Origin of the sequence: Methylococcus sp. EFPC2 (genome assembly GCF_016925495.1) — a bacterium.
Lineage (GTDB): Bacteria > Pseudomonadota > Gammaproteobacteria > Methylococcales > Methylococcaceae > EFPC2.
Genome location: NZ_CP070491.1, coordinates 1,669,914 through 1,691,305, shown reverse-complemented (window position 1 = coordinate 1,691,305; position 21,392 = coordinate 1,669,914). Strand labels below are relative to the sequence as shown.

Annotated in this window: 17 protein-coding genes; 10 read left to right on the top strand and 7 right to left on the bottom strand. The window is 60.1% G+C overall.

Going from position 1 to position 21,392, the window contains the following annotated elements:
- Nucleotides 1–11: 11 nt before the first annotated feature.
- The gene (locus tag JWZ97_RS07050; RefSeq protein WP_205434074.1) at nucleotides 12–629 is read right to left on the bottom strand and encodes an FHA domain-containing protein; all 618 of its coding nucleotides are present in this window, start codon (nucleotides 627–629) and stop codon (nucleotides 12–14) included.
- Between the two features lie 99 nt (nucleotides 630–728).
- Complete coding sequence (locus JWZ97_RS07045) at nucleotides 729–1,976, bottom strand: HlyC/CorC family transporter (protein WP_205434073.1); 1,248 nt, start codon at nucleotides 1,974–1,976, stop codon at nucleotides 729–731.
- A 157-nt stretch (nucleotides 1,977–2,133) separates the two neighbouring features.
- Between JWZ97_RS07045 and JWZ97_RS07040 the strand changes: the two genes are divergently transcribed.
- From JWZ97_RS07040 to fliJ, 9 genes are all read left to right on the top strand, one after another.
- Nucleotides 2,134–3,534 (top strand): sigma-54 dependent transcriptional regulator, encoded by a 1,401-nt coding sequence (locus JWZ97_RS07040; RefSeq protein WP_205434072.1) that lies wholly within the window; start codon nucleotides 2,134–2,136, stop codon nucleotides 3,532–3,534.
- A gap of 114 nt (nucleotides 3,535–3,648) precedes the next feature.
- A complete protein-coding gene (locus tag JWZ97_RS07035) occupies nucleotides 3,649–4,869 on the top strand; it encodes a PAS domain-containing sensor histidine kinase (RefSeq protein WP_240342520.1) in 1,221 nt (406 codons plus the stop codon).
- A complete protein-coding gene (locus tag JWZ97_RS07030) occupies nucleotides 4,862–6,211 on the top strand; it encodes a sigma-54 dependent transcriptional regulator (protein ID WP_205434071.1) in 1,350 nt (449 codons plus the stop codon). The genes JWZ97_RS07035 and JWZ97_RS07030 overlap by 8 nt, the downstream gene beginning before the upstream one ends.
- A 54-nt stretch (nucleotides 6,212–6,265) precedes the next feature.
- Complete coding sequence (fliE, locus tag JWZ97_RS07025; protein ID WP_205434070.1) at nucleotides 6,266–6,577, top strand: flagellar hook-basal body complex protein FliE; 312 nt, start codon at nucleotides 6,266–6,268, stop codon at nucleotides 6,575–6,577.
- A 30-nt stretch (nucleotides 6,578–6,607) separates the two neighbouring features.
- Nucleotides 6,608–8,419 (top strand): flagellar basal-body MS-ring/collar protein FliF, encoded by a 1,812-nt coding sequence (gene fliF, locus JWZ97_RS07020; protein WP_205434069.1) that lies wholly within the window; start codon nucleotides 6,608–6,610, stop codon nucleotides 8,417–8,419.
- Nucleotides 8,412–9,428 carry a flagellar motor switch protein FliG gene (gene fliG, locus JWZ97_RS07015; protein ID WP_205434068.1) on the top strand — a complete coding sequence of 339 codons (1,017 nt, stop codon included), beginning with the start codon at nucleotides 8,412–8,414 and terminating at the stop codon, nucleotides 9,426–9,428. The genes fliF and fliG overlap by 8 nt, the downstream gene beginning before the upstream one ends.
- Nucleotides 9,415–10,143, top strand: a complete 729-nt coding sequence (locus JWZ97_RS07010; RefSeq protein ID WP_205434067.1) for a flagellar assembly protein FliH — start codon at nucleotides 9,415–9,417, stop codon at nucleotides 10,141–10,143. Before fliG ends, JWZ97_RS07010 begins: the two co-directional genes overlap by 14 nt.
- The gene (fliI, locus tag JWZ97_RS07005) at nucleotides 10,140–11,510 is read left to right on the top strand and encodes a flagellar protein export ATPase FliI (protein WP_205434066.1); all 1,371 of its coding nucleotides are present in this window, start codon (nucleotides 10,140–10,142) and stop codon (nucleotides 11,508–11,510) included. Before JWZ97_RS07010 ends, fliI begins: the two co-directional genes overlap by 4 nt.
- A 21-nt stretch (nucleotides 11,511–11,531) precedes the next feature.
- Entirely contained in the window at nucleotides 11,532–11,987 is a 456-nt protein-coding gene (gene fliJ, locus JWZ97_RS07000) for a flagellar export protein FliJ (protein WP_205434065.1), read from the top strand.
- 49 nt (nucleotides 11,988–12,036) lie between these two features.
- Here the strand turns inward: fliJ and JWZ97_RS06995 are convergent, their stop codons facing one another.
- The gene (locus tag JWZ97_RS06995) at nucleotides 12,037–12,702 is read right to left on the bottom strand and encodes a Crp/Fnr family transcriptional regulator (protein ID WP_205434064.1); all 666 of its coding nucleotides are present in this window, start codon (nucleotides 12,700–12,702) and stop codon (nucleotides 12,037–12,039) included.
- A gap of 90 nt (nucleotides 12,703–12,792) precedes the next feature.
- Between JWZ97_RS06995 and JWZ97_RS06990 the strand changes: the two genes are divergently transcribed.
- Nucleotides 12,793–13,008 (top strand): hypothetical protein, encoded by a 216-nt coding sequence (locus JWZ97_RS06990; RefSeq protein ID WP_205434063.1) that lies wholly within the window; start codon nucleotides 12,793–12,795, stop codon nucleotides 13,006–13,008.
- 216 nt (nucleotides 13,009–13,224) lie between these two features.
- On the opposite strand, the gene JWZ97_RS06985 is transcribed toward JWZ97_RS06990, so the two are convergent.
- From JWZ97_RS06985 to JWZ97_RS06970, 4 genes are all read right to left on the bottom strand, one after another.
- Entirely contained in the window at nucleotides 13,225–13,602 is a 378-nt protein-coding gene (locus tag JWZ97_RS06985; protein ID WP_205434062.1) for a hypothetical protein, read from the bottom strand.
- Between the two features lie 51 nt (nucleotides 13,603–13,653).
- Nucleotides 13,654–17,241: a tetratricopeptide repeat protein gene (locus tag JWZ97_RS06980; RefSeq protein ID WP_205434061.1), complete on the bottom strand. Its 3,588-nt coding sequence runs from the start codon at nucleotides 17,239–17,241 to the stop codon at nucleotides 13,654–13,656.
- A 109-nt stretch (nucleotides 17,242–17,350) separates the two neighbouring features.
- Nucleotides 17,351–19,588 carry a CHASE2 domain-containing protein gene (locus JWZ97_RS06975; RefSeq protein WP_205434060.1) on the bottom strand — a complete coding sequence of 746 codons (2,238 nt, stop codon included), beginning with the start codon at nucleotides 19,586–19,588 and terminating at the stop codon, nucleotides 17,351–17,353.
- A 241-nt stretch (nucleotides 19,589–19,829) separates the two neighbouring features.
- Complete coding sequence (locus JWZ97_RS06970; protein ID WP_205434059.1) at nucleotides 19,830–21,371, bottom strand: long-chain fatty acid--CoA ligase; 1,542 nt, start codon at nucleotides 21,369–21,371, stop codon at nucleotides 19,830–19,832.
- Nucleotides 21,372–21,392: the final 21 nt, after the last annotated feature.

Here is a 21,392-nt window from a genome sequence, read left to right as displayed (position 1 = left end):
CGGAGCGACTGTCAGGAGAGGAAGAACTGCATCTGGTTCTGATCGATCTTCACGGTATCGCCGTTTTGCAATTGCACGCTGTCGTCGTTGATGGCGTTTTTGTTGACATAAATGTTTTCTCCGCCGGTCAGCGCGGACAGGAAAAAACCGTCGCGGCGGCGCGCGATCACCGCACTGGAGGCGCTGTCTTTGCCTAGGCGCGTCATGGCGCTGCGCAGCGGGATGATCAGGCCGATGTTTTTGCCGTTGAGCACCTGCAAGCCGGCGTCTATCAGGCTGGGGGACGCGGCCTGGGTTGCCGTCCCGGCTTCGTCATGCGCCGATGCGGGAGGCGTATGGTGCAATTCGTCGGTGTAATACAGCAGATGTTTGCCGACGCCGATGCCGTCGCCATGGTTGAGCTGACGCTCCGTGATCTTGACGTTGTTGACGAAGACCGGATAACGCGGATCCACTTGGCGCACCCAGGCTCCCTTGCTGTCGATCCGTATCACAGCATGCCGGGGCGCGATGGCCAGACTGTCGATGTGGATCTGGCTGTCCGGATCGCGGCCGATAGTGGTTTCGCCATCCGTGATCGGGGTAACTTGCAGGGTTCTGTCTTTGAACGTGAGCGTGAGTTTGGCCATCGGTGGCAACGTGCGGCGGGCAGAGATTTCGCAGTATAGACAGAAACTGCCATGGGGTGCGAATGCCCTTCCCGGACGCCCGCGCCGCCGGATTCGGGATCAACGTTCGGCTGGATGGAAACGCACCTGTTTGACGACGTTGTTGTCCATTTCGGTAATTTCCAGCCGGTGTTCGAACAGTTTGAGGCTGGTACCCGGTTCCGGTATGGTTTCGAGATATTCGATGATCAGGCCGTTGAGGGTCTTGGGGCCCTCCGTGGGCAAGGCCCAACCGGTGATGCGGTTGAGTTCGCGCAGACCGATGCCGGCGTCCACCAGGTGACTGCCGTCCTTTTGCTTGCGCACGTCCAGGGAGTCGGTAGTGAATTCGCCGACGATTTCCTGCAACAAGTCTTCCAGCGTGACCAGGCCCTGCACGTCGCCGTATTCGTCTATCACCAGGCCGAACCGCAGGCCTTCCCGGCGGAAATTCGCCAGCAACTGGTGCAGCGGCATGTTTTCCGGGACGAAATAGATGCGGTCGACCGATTTCGCCAGCATTTCCTTGCTGATCTCGCTTTGACTCATCTTGAGCAAAATCTTGCGCAGATGGAGCAGGCCGAACACCTTGTCGATGCTCTTGCGGTAAACCGGAAGACGGGTGTGTCGGCTGTTCCTGATGAGGTCGAGGATGTCTTCCAGCGGCTCGTCGAGATCGATGCCGACGATTTCGTGGCGCGGGATCATGATGTCGTCCACCGTGGCCGATTCCAGGTCCAGCACGCTGAGCAGCATGTTTTGATAACGGTCCGGGATCATCGCGCTGGCCTCGGCCACCACGGTGCGCAACTCCTCCTTGCTGAGCGCGCTGTGGGCCTGCCCCTTGGGGTCGAAGCCCAATAGTTTCAGCATCAAATTGGCCAGCGTATTGATGATCCAGACCACCGGATAGAAAATTTTCATCAGCGGCAGGATCAGCCAGGTCGCCGGATAGGCCACTTTTTCCGGATACAGCGCCGCCAGCGTTTTGGGCGCCACTTCGGCGAAGATCAGCACGATGATGGTCAATGCGCCGGCGGCCAGCGCGATCCCGTTTTCCCCGAACAGCCGCAGAAACACGATGGTGGTCAGCGACGAAGCGAGGATGTTCATGAAGTTGTTGCCCAGCAGGATGAGGCCGATCAGGCGATCCGGGTGTTGCAACAGTCTTTGCGCACGGAGCGCGGCGGGGTGTCCTTTTTTAACCTGATGCAGGAGCCGATAGCGGTTCAGCGTCATCAAGCCCGTCTCGGATCCGGAAAAGAATGCCGAGACGAAGATCAGCAGGCCCAGGGAAATGAGCAGCAGACTAAGGGGAATATCGTTCAAGGAACAGCGGGCTCCGTGTGATGCGTCGAAGCGAGTTTCCCCGGGCTGGCCCGCTAAAGTCAAGTCGTGCCCGACCAGTTACGACGCTGTTCAAGCGCGCGAAAGGCCTGATAACATTCGTACCGTTTTCGTCGGAATAAAGGATTACCCAATTACTATGGTTTCGCGCCGCGCTTTAGTCATCGACCGTGCCTGTCCTGTCTGTACCGAGGTCGCGACCGTCATGCGTTTCATCGGTTGGGAGGTGCGTACGGTCGAGCCGGATTTTCTTGCCGATGAGAGCCTGGAGAGCGAGTACGGCGTGGTGTTGGTGGGCAACCTTGAAGACGATGAGGCCACTTTGGCTCGATTGGCCGAGATACACCGTCATTCCGCCCTGGTTCTGGTGTCGGAGAAAGGTGCAAATAGGCCGCTTTCCCAGCGACTGGATCGTATGGCGGCGGCGCATCTGGAATGGCCCACCAACTATCCGGCATTGACCGAGTTGTTGGACAGATTGGGACGGCCCGATGCCACCGGCGTGCGTGCCAGCGAACTGTTCCGCACCTTGGCGGGCGACAGTCAGGCCATACAGCGTATCCGCCGTTTGATTCAGAAGGTCGCCGGTTCCGATGCGACGGTGCTGGTCTTGGGCGAATCCGGCACCGGCAAGGAAGTCATCGCGCGCAACCTGCATTATTTCTCGCCGCGCCGCCAAAAGCCCTTCGTGCCGGTGAATTGCGGGGCCATACCGGGCGAACTGCTGGAAAGCGAGCTGTTCGGGCACGAAAAAGGCGCATTCACCGGTGCTTTGACCTCGCGCCAGGGACGCTTCGAACTGGCGGAAGGCGGCACGCTGTTCCTCGACGAGATCGGCGACATGCCCTTGGCCATGCAGGTCAAGCTGCTGCGCGTATTGCAGGAGCGCAGCTTCGAACGGGTCGGCAGCAACAAGACCATACATTGCGACGTGCGCATCGTCGCCGCGACGCATCGGGATCTGGAAGAGGAAATACGCCAGAACCGCTTCCGTGAGGATTTGTATTACCGTCTCAACGTCTTTCCGATCGAGGTGCCGGCCTTGCGCGAGCGGCTCGAGGATATTCCGGTATTAGTGGCCGACTTGAGCGAACGCCTGCGATCCGAGAAGAAGGCGACGATCACGCTAAGCCCTCCCGCCATGCGCAAACTGCAGAGCTACGCTTGGCCCGGAAACGTGCGCGAGTTGGCGAATTTGATTGAGCGCATGGCGATCCTCAATCCCGGCAGCCTCATCGAGGTGGCCGATCTGCCCGAAAAATTCCGCCGCGGCGGTGGTGGGGGCTCGGAAGAGTTCGCAATGGCTCCCGCTGCCACCCAGGAATCCCCCGACTTCCAGGATCTTGCGCGACTGCCGGAAGCCGGCCTGGATTTGCGGGAACACCTGAATCAACTGGAAGTGGAATTGATCCGCCAGGCGCTGGACGAGTGCAATGGCGTGGTCGCCCATGCCGCCACCTTGCTGCGCATGCGTCGGACGACTCTGGTGGAAAAAATGCGCAAGTACGGCTTGCGTGGCGAAGACACGTCGGTAATTTGACGCGCGGCCATCGACGGATAGTCAAGTCATTGATATAACAATAAAAACCTGTTTGGCCGCATAATTGCTTCTGTCTCGACAAGGATCCCCTAATCGGATCGAGTCGAGGTCATCTTGTCCTATCCAGCCCTGCAGAGCGCGGAAAGCCTGAAAGACGCCTTCCAGGCGTTCAACGAGCTTTCCGCGAACCTCACCCGCAGCTATTTCGACCTGGAGGCCCAGGTCGCCCGTCTCACCCGGGAACTGGCGTCCGCCCGTAGCGAGCGCCTGAAAACCCTCACGGAAAAGGAACAGCTCGCCAACCGTTTGCAGCAATTGCTGGAGGCCTTGCCCGGCGGTGTTATCGTGGTGGATAAGGCGGGACGGGTCGTCGAAGCCAATCCCGTTGCCCGCCGCTTGCTCGGCGCCCCGTCTCCCGGTTTGTCCTGGCGCAAGGCCTTGGAGCGCGTTTCCGTGGCCGGGGGCGACAATCCCCATCAGCGCCTGTTGCTCAGCGGCGAGACCGTCAGCATTTCCGTGCGTACCCTGGACGATGGTGCGGGCCAGATCGTGTTGTTGACCGATATCAGCGAGCAGCGCGCCCTGCAGGAGCTGGTCAGCCAGCAGAAGCGCCTCTCGGCGCTGGGAGAAATGATCGCCAGCCTGGCGCATCAGGTGCGCACGCCGCTGGCGGCGGCCCTGCTGTACACCGCCCACCTGGGCCGCGACGATCTGACCGGCGATCAGCGCGCACGCTTTTCCGCCAAGCTCGCGGACCGCTTGCAGCACCTGGAACGCCAGGTCAGCGACATGCTGGCATTCGCTCGCGTGGGACGGCTGGTCATGGAGCGGGTCGACGTCGAGGCCTTGACGGAGCGCCTGCTCGAAACCTTCGCGCCCGTGATTCGGGATCGGCCGATCCGTCTGATCGTCAACCGGCTCACCGCCGGTGCGGAGTTGTACGGCAATCCGGACGCCTTGTTGGGCATCCTCCTCAACCTGCTCGGCAACGCGGCGGAAGCCCTGGCCGCAGGCGGTGTCATCACGCTGACCTTGAAGATGCCGTCGCCGGGCTGGCTGCGCATCGAGGTCGGCGACGACGGCCCCGGCATACGAGCGGACGTGCTCCCGCATATCTTCGAAGCCTTCTACACCACGCGGGCCAATGGTACGGGCTTGGGCTTGGCCATAGTTGACTGTGTGGTTCGGGCGCATGGCGGGCAGGTGAGCTGTGTATCCGTGCCGGGCGAAGGCGCCTGTTTCCAGATCGACCTGCCGCAAGCGCAGGTCGACGAATTGTTGCCCGGCGGTTATGCGGGGCATGACACACCGATCGGAGACGCAGACCATGAGTAAGGAAAATCTGGATGTATTGATCGTCGAAGACGATCTGTCCCTGTGCGAAGCCTTGAGCGACACACTGGAGCTGGCCGGTTTGCGCGTGCGTACCGCGGGTGACGGCCAGTCCGCGCTCGAATGCCTGGCGGGCCATCACTTCCGCCTGGTGGTCAGCGACGTGCAGATGCAGCCCATGGACGGATTGACCTTGCTGGAGCGCATCCGCGCGGCTCACGTCGACCTGCCGGTACTCCTCATGACGGCTTACGGCACCATCGAGAAGGCCGTGCAAGCCATGCAGCGCGGCGCATCCAATTACCTGGTCAAGCCCTTCGCGGCGGCGACCCTGGTGGAGCAGGTGCAGCGCCATCTGGCCCCGAGGGCGCCGGCCCACGGCGAACGGGTGGTCGAAGATCCGGCCATGAAGAAGCTGTTCGCCATGGCGGCCAAAGTCGCCCACGGCGACGCCACGGTGCTGATCCAGGGCGAAAGCGGAACCGGTAAGGAGGTCCTGGCACGCTATATACACGGCAGTTCGCCGCGTCACGCGGGCCCTTTCGTCGCCATCAATTGCGCCGCCATACCCGAAAACATGCTGGAAGCCGAATTGTTCGGCTACGAAAAAGGCGCCTATACCGGCGCCACGCAGTCCGTGCCCGGGCGATTCGAGATGGCGCAGGGCGGCACCCTGCTGCTCGACGAGATTTCGGAAATGGACCTGAACCTGCAGGCCAAGCTTCTGCGCGTGCTGCAGGAGCGGGAGGTGGAACGACTGGGTGGGCGCCGGACCATACGCTTGGACGTGCGCGTATTGGCCACCACCAACCGGAGTCTGCGCGAGCAGGTCGCGCGCGGGGATTTTCGCGAAGACTTGTACTACCGGCTCAGCGTATTTCCCCTTCGCATCCCGCCCTTGCGGGAACGTCCGGGCGATGTTCTGGCTCTGGCGCAGGCCTTGCTGGAGCGCCATTGGAACAGTGGCAAGGCGGTGCCGCAACTGAGCGCGGACGCGGTCGCCCAGCTGAAGGCGTACCGCTGGCCAGGCAACGTGCGGGAACTGGACAACGTCATACAGCGCGCCTTAATACTGCAAAGCGGGGGTAGCATACGCGGCGAAGACCTGGTGCTGGACGACGCTTTCGTGCCAGCCATAGCCGTCGAAAATCCGTCACCCGTCGAGACTCCGGCGGATTTGCTGGAAACCAGCCGCCGCTCGGTGGAGGAAAAGGTCATCCTCGACACCTTGCGGGAGGAAGGCGGCAGCCGCAAGTCCACCGCGGACCGCCTGGGTATCAGCGAGCGGACCCTGCGTTACAAGATCGCCCGCATGAAGGAGTCGGGCATGGCGGTTCCAGGTTAGGCCCGAATCGTGCTTTCCATTCGGTAAGCATACGAAACCGCTGCGAGGCGCCAAATGAGTAACATGGACATCAATCAAGTACTGGCCCAGATGCGCGTGCTGCGCGACCAGGCCAGCAGCACCAAGGTGCAGACCGAGAGCCCGGTTGATTTCCAGTCCCTGCTGAAGGACTCGATCAACAAGGTCAACGATACCCAGCAGCAGGCGAACAAGCTGGCCGAAGCCTTCGAAACCGGCACTACCGACGCCAGCCTGGCGGAAGTCATGGTGTCCCTGCAGAAGGCCAGCGTGTCCTTCCAGGCCATGGTGCAGGTCCGCAACAAGCTGGTCGAAGCCTACAAGGACGTCATGAACATGCCCATGTAAACGGGCGAGAATTAAGGCTGGAAGACTCCCATGGAACTCGCAGAAACTGCTACCGAAAACGATCCGGCCGGCAAACGCTTGGCGACCACGGCGTCCGCGCAGACCAAAGGCGGCGAAAATTTGCCGGCCGTCGCGCGCAATTTCATGCAGATGCCGCGCAACCGGCAAATCGCCACGATCGTCGCCGCGGCTTTGTCCCTGGCGATCATCGTGGCGATGGCGCTCTGGTCCAACCGGACCGAATACGATCGTCTCTTCGGCGCCATCCCGCAAAAGGATGCCGGGGAAATCGTCGAGGCGCTCAAGAAGCTGAACGTCGACTACCGGCTGGATGCGGCCACCGGCACCATCCAGGTACCGGCCGACCGGGTCCACGAGTTGCGCCTGAAGTTAGCCACTCAGGGCCTGCCTCGCGAAACCGATGCGGGCTTCGAGTTGCTCAACCGGGAGTCGAGCTTCGGTTCCAGTCAGATGATGGAGACCGCCCGTTTCCAGCATGCGCTGGAAGGCGAAATCGCCCACTCCATCATGACCCTGCGCAACGTCAAATCCGCACGGGTGCATCTGGCCCTGCCCAAGGAATCCGTTTTCGTGCGCAATCCGCGCAAGCCCAGCGCTTCTGTGGTGCTTGAACTGGGTTCCGGCTACGGCCTGGAGCCGGGCCAGGTCGAAGGCATCGTGCATCTGGTGGCGGCCAGCGTGCCGCAACTGGAGCCGGGTCAGGTCACGGTGGTCGATCAACGCGGACATCTGTTCAATTCGGCCGACAGCGCCAGCGGCGTGAATCTGAACGCCAAACAGTTCGATTACAAGAAGCAGGTCGAAGATCATCTGATCGACCGCGTCGAGAACATCCTAAGCCCGGTCGTCGGGCGGGACGGTTTGAGAACCCAGGTCGCGGCCGATGTCGACTTCACCGAAACCGAGCGCACGCAGGAACTCTACAATCCCGATCTGCCGGCCCTACGCAGCGAGCAGACCCAGGAAGAGCAAAGCCGCAACAAGCAGCTGGCTCAGGGCATCCCGGGAGCCTTGAGCAATCAGCCGCCGCCGGCCGGCCAGGCGCCGGAAGTGGCCCCGGGCCAGCCAGTCCGCCCGCAGGCGGCGCAGGGAGCGCAACCGGCCGGGGCAGGGCAGGGCGCCGCCGCTCAAACGGCCTCCGCCACGCCCGAGGCGATTAATCAAAGCAAGAGTGCGACCCGCAACTACGAACTCGACAAGACCATCAGCCACACCCGGCTGAGCAGCGGCGGAATACGTCGCCTGACGGTGGCCGTCGTGGTCGATCACCAGCGTATTCCACAGGCGGACGGCAGCTATACCTCACAACCCTATAGCGACGAGGATTTGACGCGCTTCACCAGTCTGGTCAAGGAAGCGGTCGGCTACGATGCGGCCCGCGGAGACCGCGTCACCGTGACCAATGCCGCTTTCCGCAATGACGGCGAAACCGTCGCGGTAAAGCCCTGGGAGGAACCTTGGTTCTGGAGCACACTCAAATACACCGGAGCGGGCCTGGTGGTCTTGTTGCTCGTGTTCGGCGTATTGCGCCCCTTGCTGCAGACCTTGATGCAGCCCGTGGCCGAAGGACGCCCGGGGCAGTTTCCCGTGCCGGCGCATGCCGGCGCCGCGGGAGAAGTACGGGAGTTGCGGCCCGACGTGAGCGGCGTCAGAAAAGCGGTTTCGGACCGGCTGACCCAGGCGGAAAGTGAAGAGCTGTTATTGCTGGATTCTCCGCAAAGTTATGAGAAACGCCTGGATTTTGCGCAAAAGGCCATCGACAAAGATCCCAAGCGCGTGGCTCAGGTGATGAAGACCTGGATGGAGAACAAAAATGGTTGAGACCGCGATACAGGATCTCGCCAGTCTGGACGGCACCCAGCGGGTGGCCCTTTTTCTGCTGGCCGTCGGAGAGGCGCGCGCGGCCGCCGTGCTGACGCACATGAATCCCAAGGAAGTTCAGCAGATCGGTACGGCCATGGCCGAATTGCGCAACATCACCGCCGATCTGGTCAACGAGGTCATGGGACAATTCGTCGACACCATCCAGAATCAGACGGCGCTGGGCATCGATTCCGACGAATACATACGCGAAATGCTGACCCGGGCATTGGGCCCCGAAAAAGCCTCCAACGTGATCGACCGCATCCTGCTGGGACGCAACAGCAAGGGCTTGGAGCAGCTCAAGTGGATGGACGCGCGCTCGATCGCCGATTTGCTGCGCCAGGAACATCCGCAAATCGTCGCCATCATCATGTCGCTGCTCGACAGCGACCAGGCGGCGGAAGTGCTGGGATTCCTGCCCGAACGCAGCCGTGCGGATGTCATCATGCGCGTCGCCACGCTACAGGGCGTCCACCCGCAGGCCTTGATGGAACTGGACGAAATCATGGAAAAGCAGTTGCTCGGCAACGCCAACGTCAAATCGTCCACCATAGGGGGCGTCAACACCGCGGCCAGCATACTCAACTTGATGGAAAGTTCGCTGGAAGCCGTCATCATGGAACAGGTCGCCGAAAACGACGCCGATCTCGCACAAAAGATACAGGACAAGATGTTCGTCTTCGAGGATCTCATCGAGATCGAGGATCGCGGCATCCAGACCCTACTGCGCGAAGTGTCGACCGACTCGCTGCTGTTGGCCTTGCGCGGAGCGGACGACGCCCTCAAGCAGAAGATATTCAACAACATGTCGCGCCGGGCGTCGGAAATGCTGCGCGACGACCTGGAAGCCGCGCCCCCCGCCCGTCTCAGCGACGTCGAGGCCGCCCAGAAGGACATCCTGGCGATCGCCCGGCGTTTGGCGGACGCGGGAGAAATTCAGCTAGGCGGCGCCGATGAACTCATCTAGAAAATTCACGCCGGAGGAATTGTCCCTGCTCACTCCCTGGCGCCTGCCACGGGTCGGCGACGGCGAGTCGGACGAAGGCCTCGCCGAGGCGGAAAAGGCGGCCACGGTGGTCGAGGAGGAAGTCGAAACCGCACCCAGGCTGACCGTGGAGGACATCGAAGCCATGCAGCGGCAGGCACACGATGAAGCCGCCGCGCTGGGCCGCGAGGAGGGACGCGCCGAAGGGTATCGCGAGGGCTACGAAGCCGGGCGCCTGGAAGGCTTGGCCCATGCCGAGACGGAACACCGCGAGCAGGGCGCGCGCTTGCAAGCCATCCTGATGGCTCTGGACGAGCCCTTGAGCCGGGTGAACGACGAGGTCGTCGACGAACTGGGCGCCCTGGCCGTCGCGATGGCCCGGCAGTTGGTAAGGCGGGAGCTGCGCACGGATCCGGGCCAGATCATCGCGGTGGTGCGCGAAGCGCTGTCCGCTTTGCCCGGCAGCGGTCGCAAGGTGAGTCTGCATCTTCATCCGGACGATGCCGAACTGGTTCGCCACGCCATGTCTCTGGACGAAAACGAGCACAGTTGGCGCCTGCTCGAAGACCCTTTACTGACGCGCGGCGGTTGCCAGATCAGCACCGAGAACTCCCGCATCGATGCCAGCGTGGAAAAGCGCATGGCCGCGGTCGTCGCACGGGCCTTTGGCGGCGAGCGCGAAGGAGACCTGCCATGAATGCGGCCCTGCTCGAACCGCATCGGTGGGCCGAGCGGCTCCATGCGAGTCGGCGCCGTGTCGAGGCGCCGATCGAATTGGTGGTCGAAGGCAAGTTGTCGCGCATGGTGGGGCTGACCTTGGAAGCGGTCGGCTGCCGCGCCGCCATCGGCGCCCGCTGTCTGGTCGAAACCGTCTCCGGGCGCGGCATAGAGGCCGAGGTGGTCGGCTTCGCCGGAGAGCGCCTCTATCTCATGCCGACCGGCGATATCCAGGGCCTGGAGCCGGACTGCCGGGTGATACCCTTGGGGCAAACCTGTTCGGCACGCGTCGATTTCAGCTTGCTCGGGCGGGTGATCGATGGCGGCGGAAAGCCTTTGGACGGCAAAGGACCCTTGCTGACCGAGCATACCGTGCCTCTGAGCGGCAAGCAGATCAATCCCCTGGCGCGCAGGCCCATACGCGAGCCGCTGGATGTCGGTGTGCGCGCCATCAACTCGCTCCTCACCGTCGGGCGGGGCCAGCGCCTGGGATTGTTCGCCGGCACCGGCGTCGGCAAGAGTATATTGCTTGGCATGATGACCAAATATACCGAGGCGGATATCGTCGTGGTGGGGCTCATCGGCGAGCGTGGCCGCGAAGTGAACGAATTCGTGCAGAAGATCCTCGGCGAAGAGGGGTTGGCCCGCTCGGTGGTTGTCGCCACGCCGGCCGACTACCCGCCGTTGATGCGCATGCACGGTGCATTGCTGGCCACGGCCGTGGCCGAATTTTTTCGCGATCAGGGTTTGAACGTCCTGTTGCTGATGGACTCACTCACTCGTTTCGCCCAGGCACAGCGCGAAATCGCTCTGGCCATAGACGAGCCGCCGGCGACCAAGGGGTATCCGCCGTCCGTGTTCGCCAAGTTGCCGCAACTGGTCGAGCGTGCGGGCAACGGCGATCAGGGCGGTGGTTCGATCACCGCTTTTTACACCGTGCTCGCCGAGGGAGACGACACCAACGATCCGATCGCCGACGCCGCCCGGGGGGTATTGGATGGCCACATCGTCCTGTCGCGGAATCTGGCCGATGCCGCACATTATCCGGCCATCGATATCGAGGCATCGGTCAGCCGGGTGATGCCGGACATCGTCACTCCGGAACATATGGCATGCTCGCGGCAGTTGAAGAAGCTCTATTCCATCTTCCAGCAGAACCGGGATCTGATCAGCGTCGGGGCGTATCAAAGCGGTGCTGACCCTAGAATCGACGAGGCTATACGCATGAACCCGGGTATCATGGCGTTTCTGCAGCAAGACATGAACGCCGCGGTAAACCTGGAACATAGTGTTACCGAGTTGGGCAACCTGTTGGGCAACCTGTTGGGCAAAAGCCGGCCCCATTAAACCGGCTGACGGAGACGCGCGATGAATCGACTGCAACGACTGGAGCCCATCAAGGACTTGGCGGAACGCCGTGAAAAGCAGGCCGCCCAGGCATTTGGTGAAAGCCGGCAAAAACTGGAAGCTGGACGCAAGAGTCTGAATAGCCTCGTCGCCTTCCGCGAGAGTTATAGCCAGCGCTTCAACCTGTCCGGCAACCAGGGCTTAGGCGTGCGGCGCCTGCAGGAGTACCGCGCTTTCCTCGACAAGATTAACAAGGCTATCGCGGATCAGGAGCAGCAGGTGCAGCGGGCCGAGCGCGAGTTGGAGGAAAAGAAGCGTCTCTGGGAAGAGGCCCACGGCCGTGTGCTGGGCATGCAGACGCTATGCGACAAACTGAACACCGAAGCCTACAAACTCGAGCAGAAGCGCGAGCAAGGCGAATACGACGATCGTGCCAGCCGGCGGAACGGCGGAAAGACCTCGCTGTCGATGTTTTAAAGTCCGGAAATTCCGCCGCCGTCGCACCGGCCCGTCGACGACGCGGAGCTTAAAAACGATCGGGCAATTCGCGCAGCAGCAGGATGCGCCGGCGTGGGCGGGTTTCCACCCGTATCCAGCCGCCCTTGCGCAACTCCTGGAATTTCTGGGTGACCGATTCGCGCGTGCAATTGGCCAGGCGACCGAAGTCCGCGTGTGTCCATTGCCCCTCGATTACGCGGTAACCGTCCCTCGGCTGTGCGAGGCGGTTTAAAAAGTATCGTATCCGGCCGTAGGTATCGAGGGCATTGACCGCATGTTTTTCGGTCAAGTCGCGGACGAGGTAGACCAACTGCGGAATCATCGCCATCGCCAGCGAAGGGCGCGATTTCAGACATTCCAAAAATGCTTGCTTGGACAGCACCGAGAAACGGGAGGGCTCCAGCGCGATCACCGACGCCGAACGCGGCCCGCCGGTGAGCAAGGCCAATTCGCCGAAAAATTGGCCGGGCCCCATGCGGCAGAGGATGGTTTTCTGATCCTGCACCTGCACGCTGATCTCGGCCGATCCTTCCAGAATATAAAAAAAAGCATCGGCGTCGTCGCCTTGATGTACCACCGGCCAGCCTTTTTCATACGTTTTCTCCCGCCCGGACTTCCTGAGTAAGTCCCTGTCCTCCGGCAGCAGCCCATGGAACAGCGCCTCCATTTCCAGTATGTGATTGGGATTATTCATATCTATACCTCATGGCGTCATTGACTTGGGCGACGGTTTGTTGGATGGCGTGAATTTTTTCCTGGGGCCAGGGCATAAAGCAACGCTCAAATGGTGAAATATTACCCGGATGACACGCCGACATGGGATGAGGCGCAGAATGCGGTATGTGAAGTCGCGGTTTGCGGATCCAGTTCCGGCGCGTCGCTGTCAAAATCCGAGAAATCAGTTTGGATTCAGTTAGCCAGCCATGGCCGGTATAACGTTGAACCGCAAATCAAGGGTATTTTCTTGCCTATAGGGCCTGAAAATCGTTTGCCGGGTTGATCGAGGGGATATCCCGAATACCCCAGTGGGGTGAAGTGTCCGGATCGGTCGTCCGTCAAGGCTCTCCCAAAAAACTACTCGTTTAGGAGAGCCGGGGCGGGCGACCGGTTGCAGGATCGAGTTCAAGCCAAGCGCGGCGACTATCCCGTGGCTTATACCAGTCACAGATTACTACGCGTGGCGTTTTGGCTAAATTTTTCGCCGAGTGGTTAGCGTTTACTGGCAAGGTATCAAATTGAAATTATCGTCCAATTGGTAGCACATAACCCCCCACGGTCCACTAAGAAGGATTTGTTCCGAGCCTTTGAGGATAAGGGCGCTGAAAGTTTGAAACCTCGGCTCACGCTTGTTGTTGATCGTCGCGGGTACTGGGTAGTCCTTTGGGTCGATGACCTTGCCATTATAGGAAATTACCGATTTGCCGTCGGAGCGCAGGCCTATATCGGCAACTGCGCCTGGGGTACAGCCAGCTAGGTTGATGGACGGCGCTGCGTCCTTAGAAAGGATAACCGTGATTAAGGCGACCACGAGTACGCCGACCGCGATGGAACGGCCGTCTTTGAGGTAGCTTACGGCTTCAGGACTTAATGCCATGGTAACGTCTCCTTTTTGTGTGTGTGGATGGACCTGAAAACGGGTATGTCATCAAAAGGCCAGAGTGAGTTTGCCATAAACGACACGATCGGGAATATATTGCGGTTGTCTTACGTCGGTATCGAAATAGTCGAACCGGGTTCCGAACAGGTTTTTAACTCCCACGCTGACCAGACCATGTCTGTCTGGCAGCCGGTAATCTAAGGTAGCGTCTGCGACCCAAAAGTTTTCATGTCCGATGAACGATTGGTCCCATATCAGGGCCTGTTGGAATATTCCTGATTGCGAAACATAGGTTGCAGAAACACCCAGGGTGAAGCCCGATGGATGGAACAGGCGTAATTGTATGGGAACACGGTGGGTATCGACTTCAGTGAAGCCGAATCCAAGCTTTTGGGCAGCGCGATTGCTCTCGTACTGATAGTTCAGCGAACCGGCCAGCCAGTCGTAAGGATTCCAATACAAATAGGTACGCTGCAGGAATTCGGTGCGCCGATAGTATGTTGATCTCACGCTAGCGACACCATCGTGCATAGGTGCATCCACATCGCGATATGATACCTCCGCGCCGAAATGTATATCCCTGCCGAGTTCTTGATCCAGTCCGATACCGTAGCGCCAGATGTGGGCTCCGAAGTAATCATCGAAAAACTGGTTGAATCCTGCTACTTGGGTGGGTTCTATGGTCTTGGCATCGCTGTCCTGGGTGAAGGCCGTTTCCCGGAAGGCGGCCAGGCGCACGGTTGTGTCCTCCAGCGGATGCCATAGCAGGCCGAATTTGGGATTGAACTGGGTCGTATCGATTCGTTTACCATATTCAAACAGGTCGATACTGGCGCCGGTGGTGAATGCTAACGATGGCGTCAGCAGAAATGTGGCATAAGAATAAATATTGTCGCGGATGAAGCTGAAAGTCGAAGGGGATAATACGGGAGCTGGGTTAACAAATAGGCCGGATTGAAGTTGGAACGGCAGGACATCAATAAAACTTTGTTCCTGAATACTGAAATCGATATGGCCGTACCCCGAAACCAGTTTCAAGTGGTCGGACAGAAACAGATGCTGAATCTCAAATTGCGGTCCTTCGCTGTAGGTGTCCAAATTGGCGTTCGTGTTGAGGGTAACATCCTTTTCGGGATAACGCTGGATCATAGGAACTATGCTGCGCCGGCCACCGGGCAGGGTTACCACCCTGAAAGAAGGTATTGTGAGTGCTGGCAACCGCTTAATAATATTCAACCGATCATGAATTGAAGATCCCACTTGACGATAATTCAACGAGGCGATAATGCGCGACTGAGGGGAAAATATGTGCTGCGCGCCCAGTCGGTAACTGGTGGAGTTTTCGGTTTCCCTACGGAATGGAGAGAAATTCTCAATGCCAAATCGCAGGCGTGTGTCGCCGGTTACGGTATGTCCGTTGCGCAACTCCACTTGCACGCTGGTGGCATCATTTAGGGCGGATTGGAAAAAGGCGTTGTAAATGTCGCGCTGCTGGTCATTGTTGGGGCGAAAACCGTTGGTCTGGTAGTGCAACTGCCCCAGACTGAAGGAAAACTTGTCGTATATACCGGACAAGGTGGCTTCATCCCCGTAGCTGTCATTGGAACCGGCGATGCCGGAAAACAGGCCCGATAACTTATTGCGCGCGAATAAGGGATTGAATTCGTGAAAAGACAGGCGTTCCGGCCCGGAATAGCTCAGGAGAGGCAGGTTCGTTTCACCCAGGCTAGGCTGCAGAGGCGTTACGTTTAGGGACTGCAACAATTGCGACTGTAACAACTCGCTCACGCGCGCGACCTGATGCCGGGGCAATGCGGCGTAGCTGTCGGCCAGCAGGCGGTGAGCGGAATAGTTCGTCGGCTCCTGATTGAGCGACCCCCAGCCTTCGACCAGGGCGCGGGAACCGTAGCCCAGGTCGTTGTAAATTCGCCCTATCGCGGCACTGCGCGCGGCCTGATCACTGTCCAGCATCTGTCGGGACCGGTAGACGGCGCGGTTGCCGTTCAGCGCCATCGCGCTCTGAAAGTCGTGCAGGGCCTCTATCGGCCGATTCTCGGACTGTTTTCGGATCGCGTCGTAAAAATGGGGCGTGGGGTCGTTGGGATCGTATCGTTTGGCGAGCTCGAACTGCGTTTCGGCCAGCTTGCCGCGCTTCTGTTCGTAATAGGCTTTACCGAGATAGCTGCGTATGAGGGAATCGTTGGGGTCGAGGTTGCCGGCGATCTCGATGTCTTCGGTGCCTTCCTCCAGCTTGCCTTCGCGTATTTTCGCCAAGCCCAGGCCAAAATGCGCCAGCGGGTCGAAGGAGTCCGCTTCGATCGCATGTTGGAAGTCGCGTGTCGCTTCGGTGGTATTGGTTGCCATCAGACGCGTAAAGCCGAGCACGGCGTGAGTGCGGCTCAGATCGGGATTCAGCCGGGTGGCGAGTTCCGCTGCGCCTACAGCCTCCTCGCGTCGTTCCAGCGAGGCGAGTATCTCGGCATGCCGCGCGTGGACCAAACCATTGTCCGGATCGAGCTTGAGGGCGGTTTCGACCGCTTCCAGCGCTTTGCGCAGATCGAATCGGGCTTGTTCCACGTAGGAGAGCGCTAGCCACGGGGCCGCCGATTGCGGCGAATGTTCAACCGCCTGTCGTGCCAGTTCCAAGGCATGCCGCTGGTCGTTGCGCGCCAGGGCGATGACAGCCAGCACCGATTGAGCGGTGGGGTCCGCAGGGCGCTGGCGCAAGGCTTGTCGGACCAGAGGCTCGGCCTGGTCGACTTGGCCCACGCTCAGCAGCAAGCCCGCCCTCAAGCCGAGATAGTCGCTTGAACCTTGCTCTTCCTGTGGTGCCGACTCGAGGTCGCTCAAGGCTTGAACTAGATGACCTGCCTGGTAATTCTGAACGGCGCGGCGAATGGCTGGGTTCCGGCTCGTTTGCGACAAAGCGCGGATGTCGATGATAGGTGGGTAATACAGTGCCCACTGCACGGCATCCGTGGGTTTGAGCGTCAATTTGAGTTGCGGGGCCTGACCGGCGCGGGCGTAGGCGGTTTGCCCGGCGGTGATGGAGATGCTGCCCTTAGCGTTGGAAACCTTGACGTTCCCTTCGAATACTCGGATTTCTGCCTGTTCGGCATCAGCTGATACGAGGAATTCTGTGCCTTCGATACCGGCATTAACGAAAGGCGTCGTAACATCGAAATGTCGCGGCGTATGACTGCGGACGTGGACGTCGCCATAATCGACGGAAAGGATTATCCGATCGGTGACGCTAAGGAAATTTACCAGGGTATTCTGGTTAAGGGAAAAACGGGTGGCGATACCTTGCATCATGGCGAGCACCGCTCGGCTCAAACTGCCCGTACGGACGCGGTCTTCGACGCAATACCCCTCGTTGAGTACCGCCGGCCGCCAAGCGACACGCTGTTCGACTTGGGCTTCGACCTGCCCTTGGGCGGAAACCAGTTGAGCGACGGAAGACTGGCAGGCTTGGTCGGCTCCCCAGGAAATACTCGTCCAGTTGCCCAGTAACAATGCGAAGATTAAACCGTTGGACCTCCGCCAGGGAAATAGTCCGTTCACCATCGCGCTCGTTGGAATCGACGGCAGGTCACGCGCAATATGTGGAACGGCTTTCCGCCCGATACTGATCACTCATCCTCCGCCGAGTTTTTCGTTATTCGTATGACCGCCATGGGAGCCACCCTAGGGTAAAGCCTCATGGCTTTCAATTGCAACGCAATTCAGTCGGCGAATAGCCCGGTCAGAGAAGCTCTCCGTGCAGTCGTTCGCGGCACTGCGCGAGATAAAATTCCGTAGGCCCGTCGTCGGGATAAGTCGTATGTAAACGGGAAAAAGTCTCGTATGCCCTGGCCCAGTATCCGGTTTCGAACCAGTTCAAGGCCGCAGCGAATCCCGCCATGAGCGGCTCGAACGCACGAGGTAGCGCATCACCCGGTCCAATCAGTTCGAAAACCGGTACGGCTTCCTTTTTACCGGGTAATAGGAAGGTGCCCAGATTGCGAATGGCATACCCTTGCAATCGGTTTGCAATGCTAAGAGATATTAGTATACGAGTGCTCAGTACTTTGTTGAGCGCTTCCAGGCGTTGCGTCATATTCAAAGTATCCCCGAAGGCTTTCAACTCGCCGTGTCCGGATATCCACATGGGGCCGTAGTTGATGCCGATGCGTATGGGAAATTCGACTTCACGCCGTAGGGTAAACCGTTCCACTTCGGTCCGTATCCGCAGCGCGGCATCGACCGCATCGGTCACGGTGAGGCCGGATTCCTGCTCGGGTTTCTCGCTGAACGGCTGCAGCCATAAGGCCATCATGCCGTCGCCGGCCCAATCCTTGACGATGCCGCGATGCTCCGCGACCGGTGAGCCGACCACCGTTTGGTACTCGCTCATGAAGCGGGCCAGCCACTCGCCGTCCCGGCTGTCCGCAAGGGCGGTGAAGCCTTGAGCATCGGTCACTAGGCAGGCACCCAGGTATTCGCGTAAATCTGATGAAACCGGAGATGAGGCCGGAGTGAATTCTGGCATCAGCTCGGGGGAGATCGCTACCGAGGCCAGCGTGACGACGAATCTGAAATATACGTAAGAAACCCCGACCAAAGCCGATACGAAGATCTGCCATAGGGGGCTGACGAGGGGCAGCCATACGTTGGCGTCGGCCAGAAGCCAGACGGCGGCTACGGCATAAGTCGCGGCAAGACCGGCCAACGTCGGAATGGTATGTTTGATGTTTAGGTTGGTGGCGGCTGCGGTCAGCAAATAGGCCCACAGGAAAATCAGTGCAGCCTGTTGCCAGCCCGTTTGCGCGTAAGGATAGAGGTAGCTGGCATCGAGCAGGTTGGCGTAGGCCGTCGCCAGCAGTTCGGTGCTGCTGATTTCCGCAAACGGAGTGTCGAAACTGCCGCCTTTGGCCGTTTTCACCAGGTCGAGTTCGAGACCAACAAACACCACCTTGCCGCGGAACAGTTCGGGATGTTGCTCCACTTCGTGGAACGGTATCGTGAGCAGTGTGGCGGAAGGGCCATAGACATTGATGTCGAGCAAGTCGTCCTGGCGGTAGAGTTTGAACAGCGCGGAAAGGTAGCGGGTCGCCTCTGGCCCGTAGCCACCCCGCTCGATCTGGCCCAGTGCCTCGGACGGCAGGCTTGGCTGTTGCTGTATCGTCTGCAGCAGGCGGTTCATGAGATCGTCGATCGGCCGCGGTCCATCGCGGTGCCCTGCGAAGTATTCCCCGGTACTCGGCGCCAGTCGCCGAAGTATGTCGAGCAATCCGTCCCAGGATTTTTGCATCGTCATGACGTGCAAGGCGGCGGCGGGTAGTGCGATGCGATGGCCCGCCGTGTTGCCCTCCCTGCCGAAGGTCACCGATGGGATCAGATGCCAGAACCGAGGCAGGTTGCGGACGGTGTCGGGCAGCGGGAAGGGGGCTGAGGCCAGTGCCGCTTCCGCAATCGGGCTGACAGGCGGCAGCACGCCAATCAGCTCGCTATGCGCCCCGGTTTTATTGCGGTACATATAATCCTGCAACAGCACGTTGCCGGCCTGTCGGATCGCCTTGGCGAAGGCGGCGTCCTCGTCTTCTCGGCTGCGCGGAAACAACACGTTCAGTACGACCAGTTCGGCGCCGTAGCGTTTGAGCGTGTCGGCGAGCAGGCCATAGAACGGCCGGGGCCAGCAGCGGTCCAGTTGGCCCAGTTGGCGCTGCAGGCAGGCGACACTTTCCGGGTACTGAAAAAATGATTGTTGTTCCACACTGACGATGACGATGTCGTCGGGAGCGCGAGCTCCGTAGATCAGGTTGCGGGCCGCCGCCAAGGCGGGGAGGCCGTAGCCTTGCTCCAACAGGTTGTCGAAGGGAGTCAGGGCGAGTAGGGCGCTGATGAGGCCCAGAATGGCAGGCAGCCACCACCCTCGGACGATAGGGCGGATAAAGAAGCGGGCGATGGAAAGCTCCTTCGCTGATGACTCTTTGAACGCCATGGATCCGGGATCCCGAAGATTATGTAGGTCTGCTTGAGTCGGCTGTTCGACAAGGCGCCAGGGGCGCCCGGGTCCGTGCCCGGCCGCCCGCCAGCGGAAATTCGCTCCGGCCACCGTCCCAGCCGTTCATCGCATGCCCATGCGGCGGGGAGCGGGTGAGTCGCCGCATGAGGTTCTTAGAAATTCACGAAGCCAGGCTGGGCGGCGAGTCACCCACGGTGCCGGGCTCTAAGGGGCGCGTTTATTCTAAACCCACCACGCCACGCTCGACTTCGCCGTGCTTGCGCAGTTCGCGTTTGAGGACTTTACCTGCCGCATTTTTGGGCAGTTCTGGGATAAACACGTATTTGCGCGGGAACTCATGACGACCGAGATGTTCCTTGCACCAGTTGCGGATGTCGGCTTCAGTCGGTTGACCTTCTTCTTCCCGTACGATGAAGGCCACCGGGATTTCCCCGTGCAGGCCGTGCAATTCTCCGACCACCGCGACTTCCCGTATGCCCGGCATGCGGTAGAGCGACTCTTCCACGATCCGCGGGTAGACGTTCATGCCATTCACGATGATGAGGTCTTTCTTGCGGTCCACGATGCTGAAATAACCGTCTTCATCCTCCGTGCCCAGGTCGCCGGTCAGAAACCAGCCGTCGCGGAAGGTCTCGCGCGTCGCCTCCGGCAGCTTCCAGTAACCTTTCATCACGTTGGGTCCCCGCACGGCGATTTCACCCACCTCGCCGCGGGGCAGTTCACGACCCTCGTCGTCCACGATGCGCATCTCGACATTCGGTACCGGCAGGCCGACGGTTCCCGGCTTGACCAAACCGTCTATGGGATTGACGCAGGTGACCGGCGAACATTCCGTGGGACCGTCACCCTCGTAGATGGTCTTGCCGAACTGGGCTTCGAAACGTCGCAGGATCTCGACCGGCAAGGAGGCCCCGCCGGACACGCAGAACCTGAGGGATTGAAACAGGCCGGCTTGCTCGGGCTTCAGCCGCAGCAACACGCTGAACATGCTGGGCACGCCCAGAAATATGCTCGCCTGGGTACGGGCGATGGCCGTGGCGACGCCTTCCGGGTCGAATTTCGGTAATGGCACGATGGCACTGCCGCACAACAGCGGAGCCAACATGCCGACCGTCGCCGCGAAGGCGTGAAACATCGGTAATACGACGATCACCACATCGCCGGCCCTGCGCCACTGCATGGCTTTGTGCACGCTGTCCACGTTGGCTAGCAGGTTGGCATGCGTCAGCATCGCGCCTTTGGGCTTGCCGGTCGTGCCCGAGGTGTAAAGAATCGCGGCCAGATCCTCGTTCGCATCGAATTTGAGCACGGGCGGTGCAACGGGCGTGCTCACCTCCTCCTCCCACGCCAGTGAGCCTTCAATACGCGCTCCGATGCTGATCGAAAAGCTCAAGCCGGCTAGCTTGCTCAACAGGTGGCCGGCTTGTTCGGCGAATGCCGCATGGAACAGCAAGCCTTTCGCGTCGGAGTCCTGGAGGATGTACGCCAAGGCGTCGGGGGGTTGCAGGAGATTGAGCGGCACCACGGCGGCTCCCGCCTTGATGATGCCGGCATAGGCGATAGCGAATTCGGCGCAATTGATGCAATAAAGCGCCACGCGATCGCCTTTGGCGATGCCGTTTCGAACCAGGGAGGTGGCGATGGCATCCGAGGAGACGTCGAAAGACGCATAATCCACGACGCGGTCGATGCCGATGACCGCCGGCTGGGCGCCGTACTGTTCGGCGGTGGCCTTTAAAGCATGAGCGAGGGACAGCATAGGAACTCCACAAATGTTAAG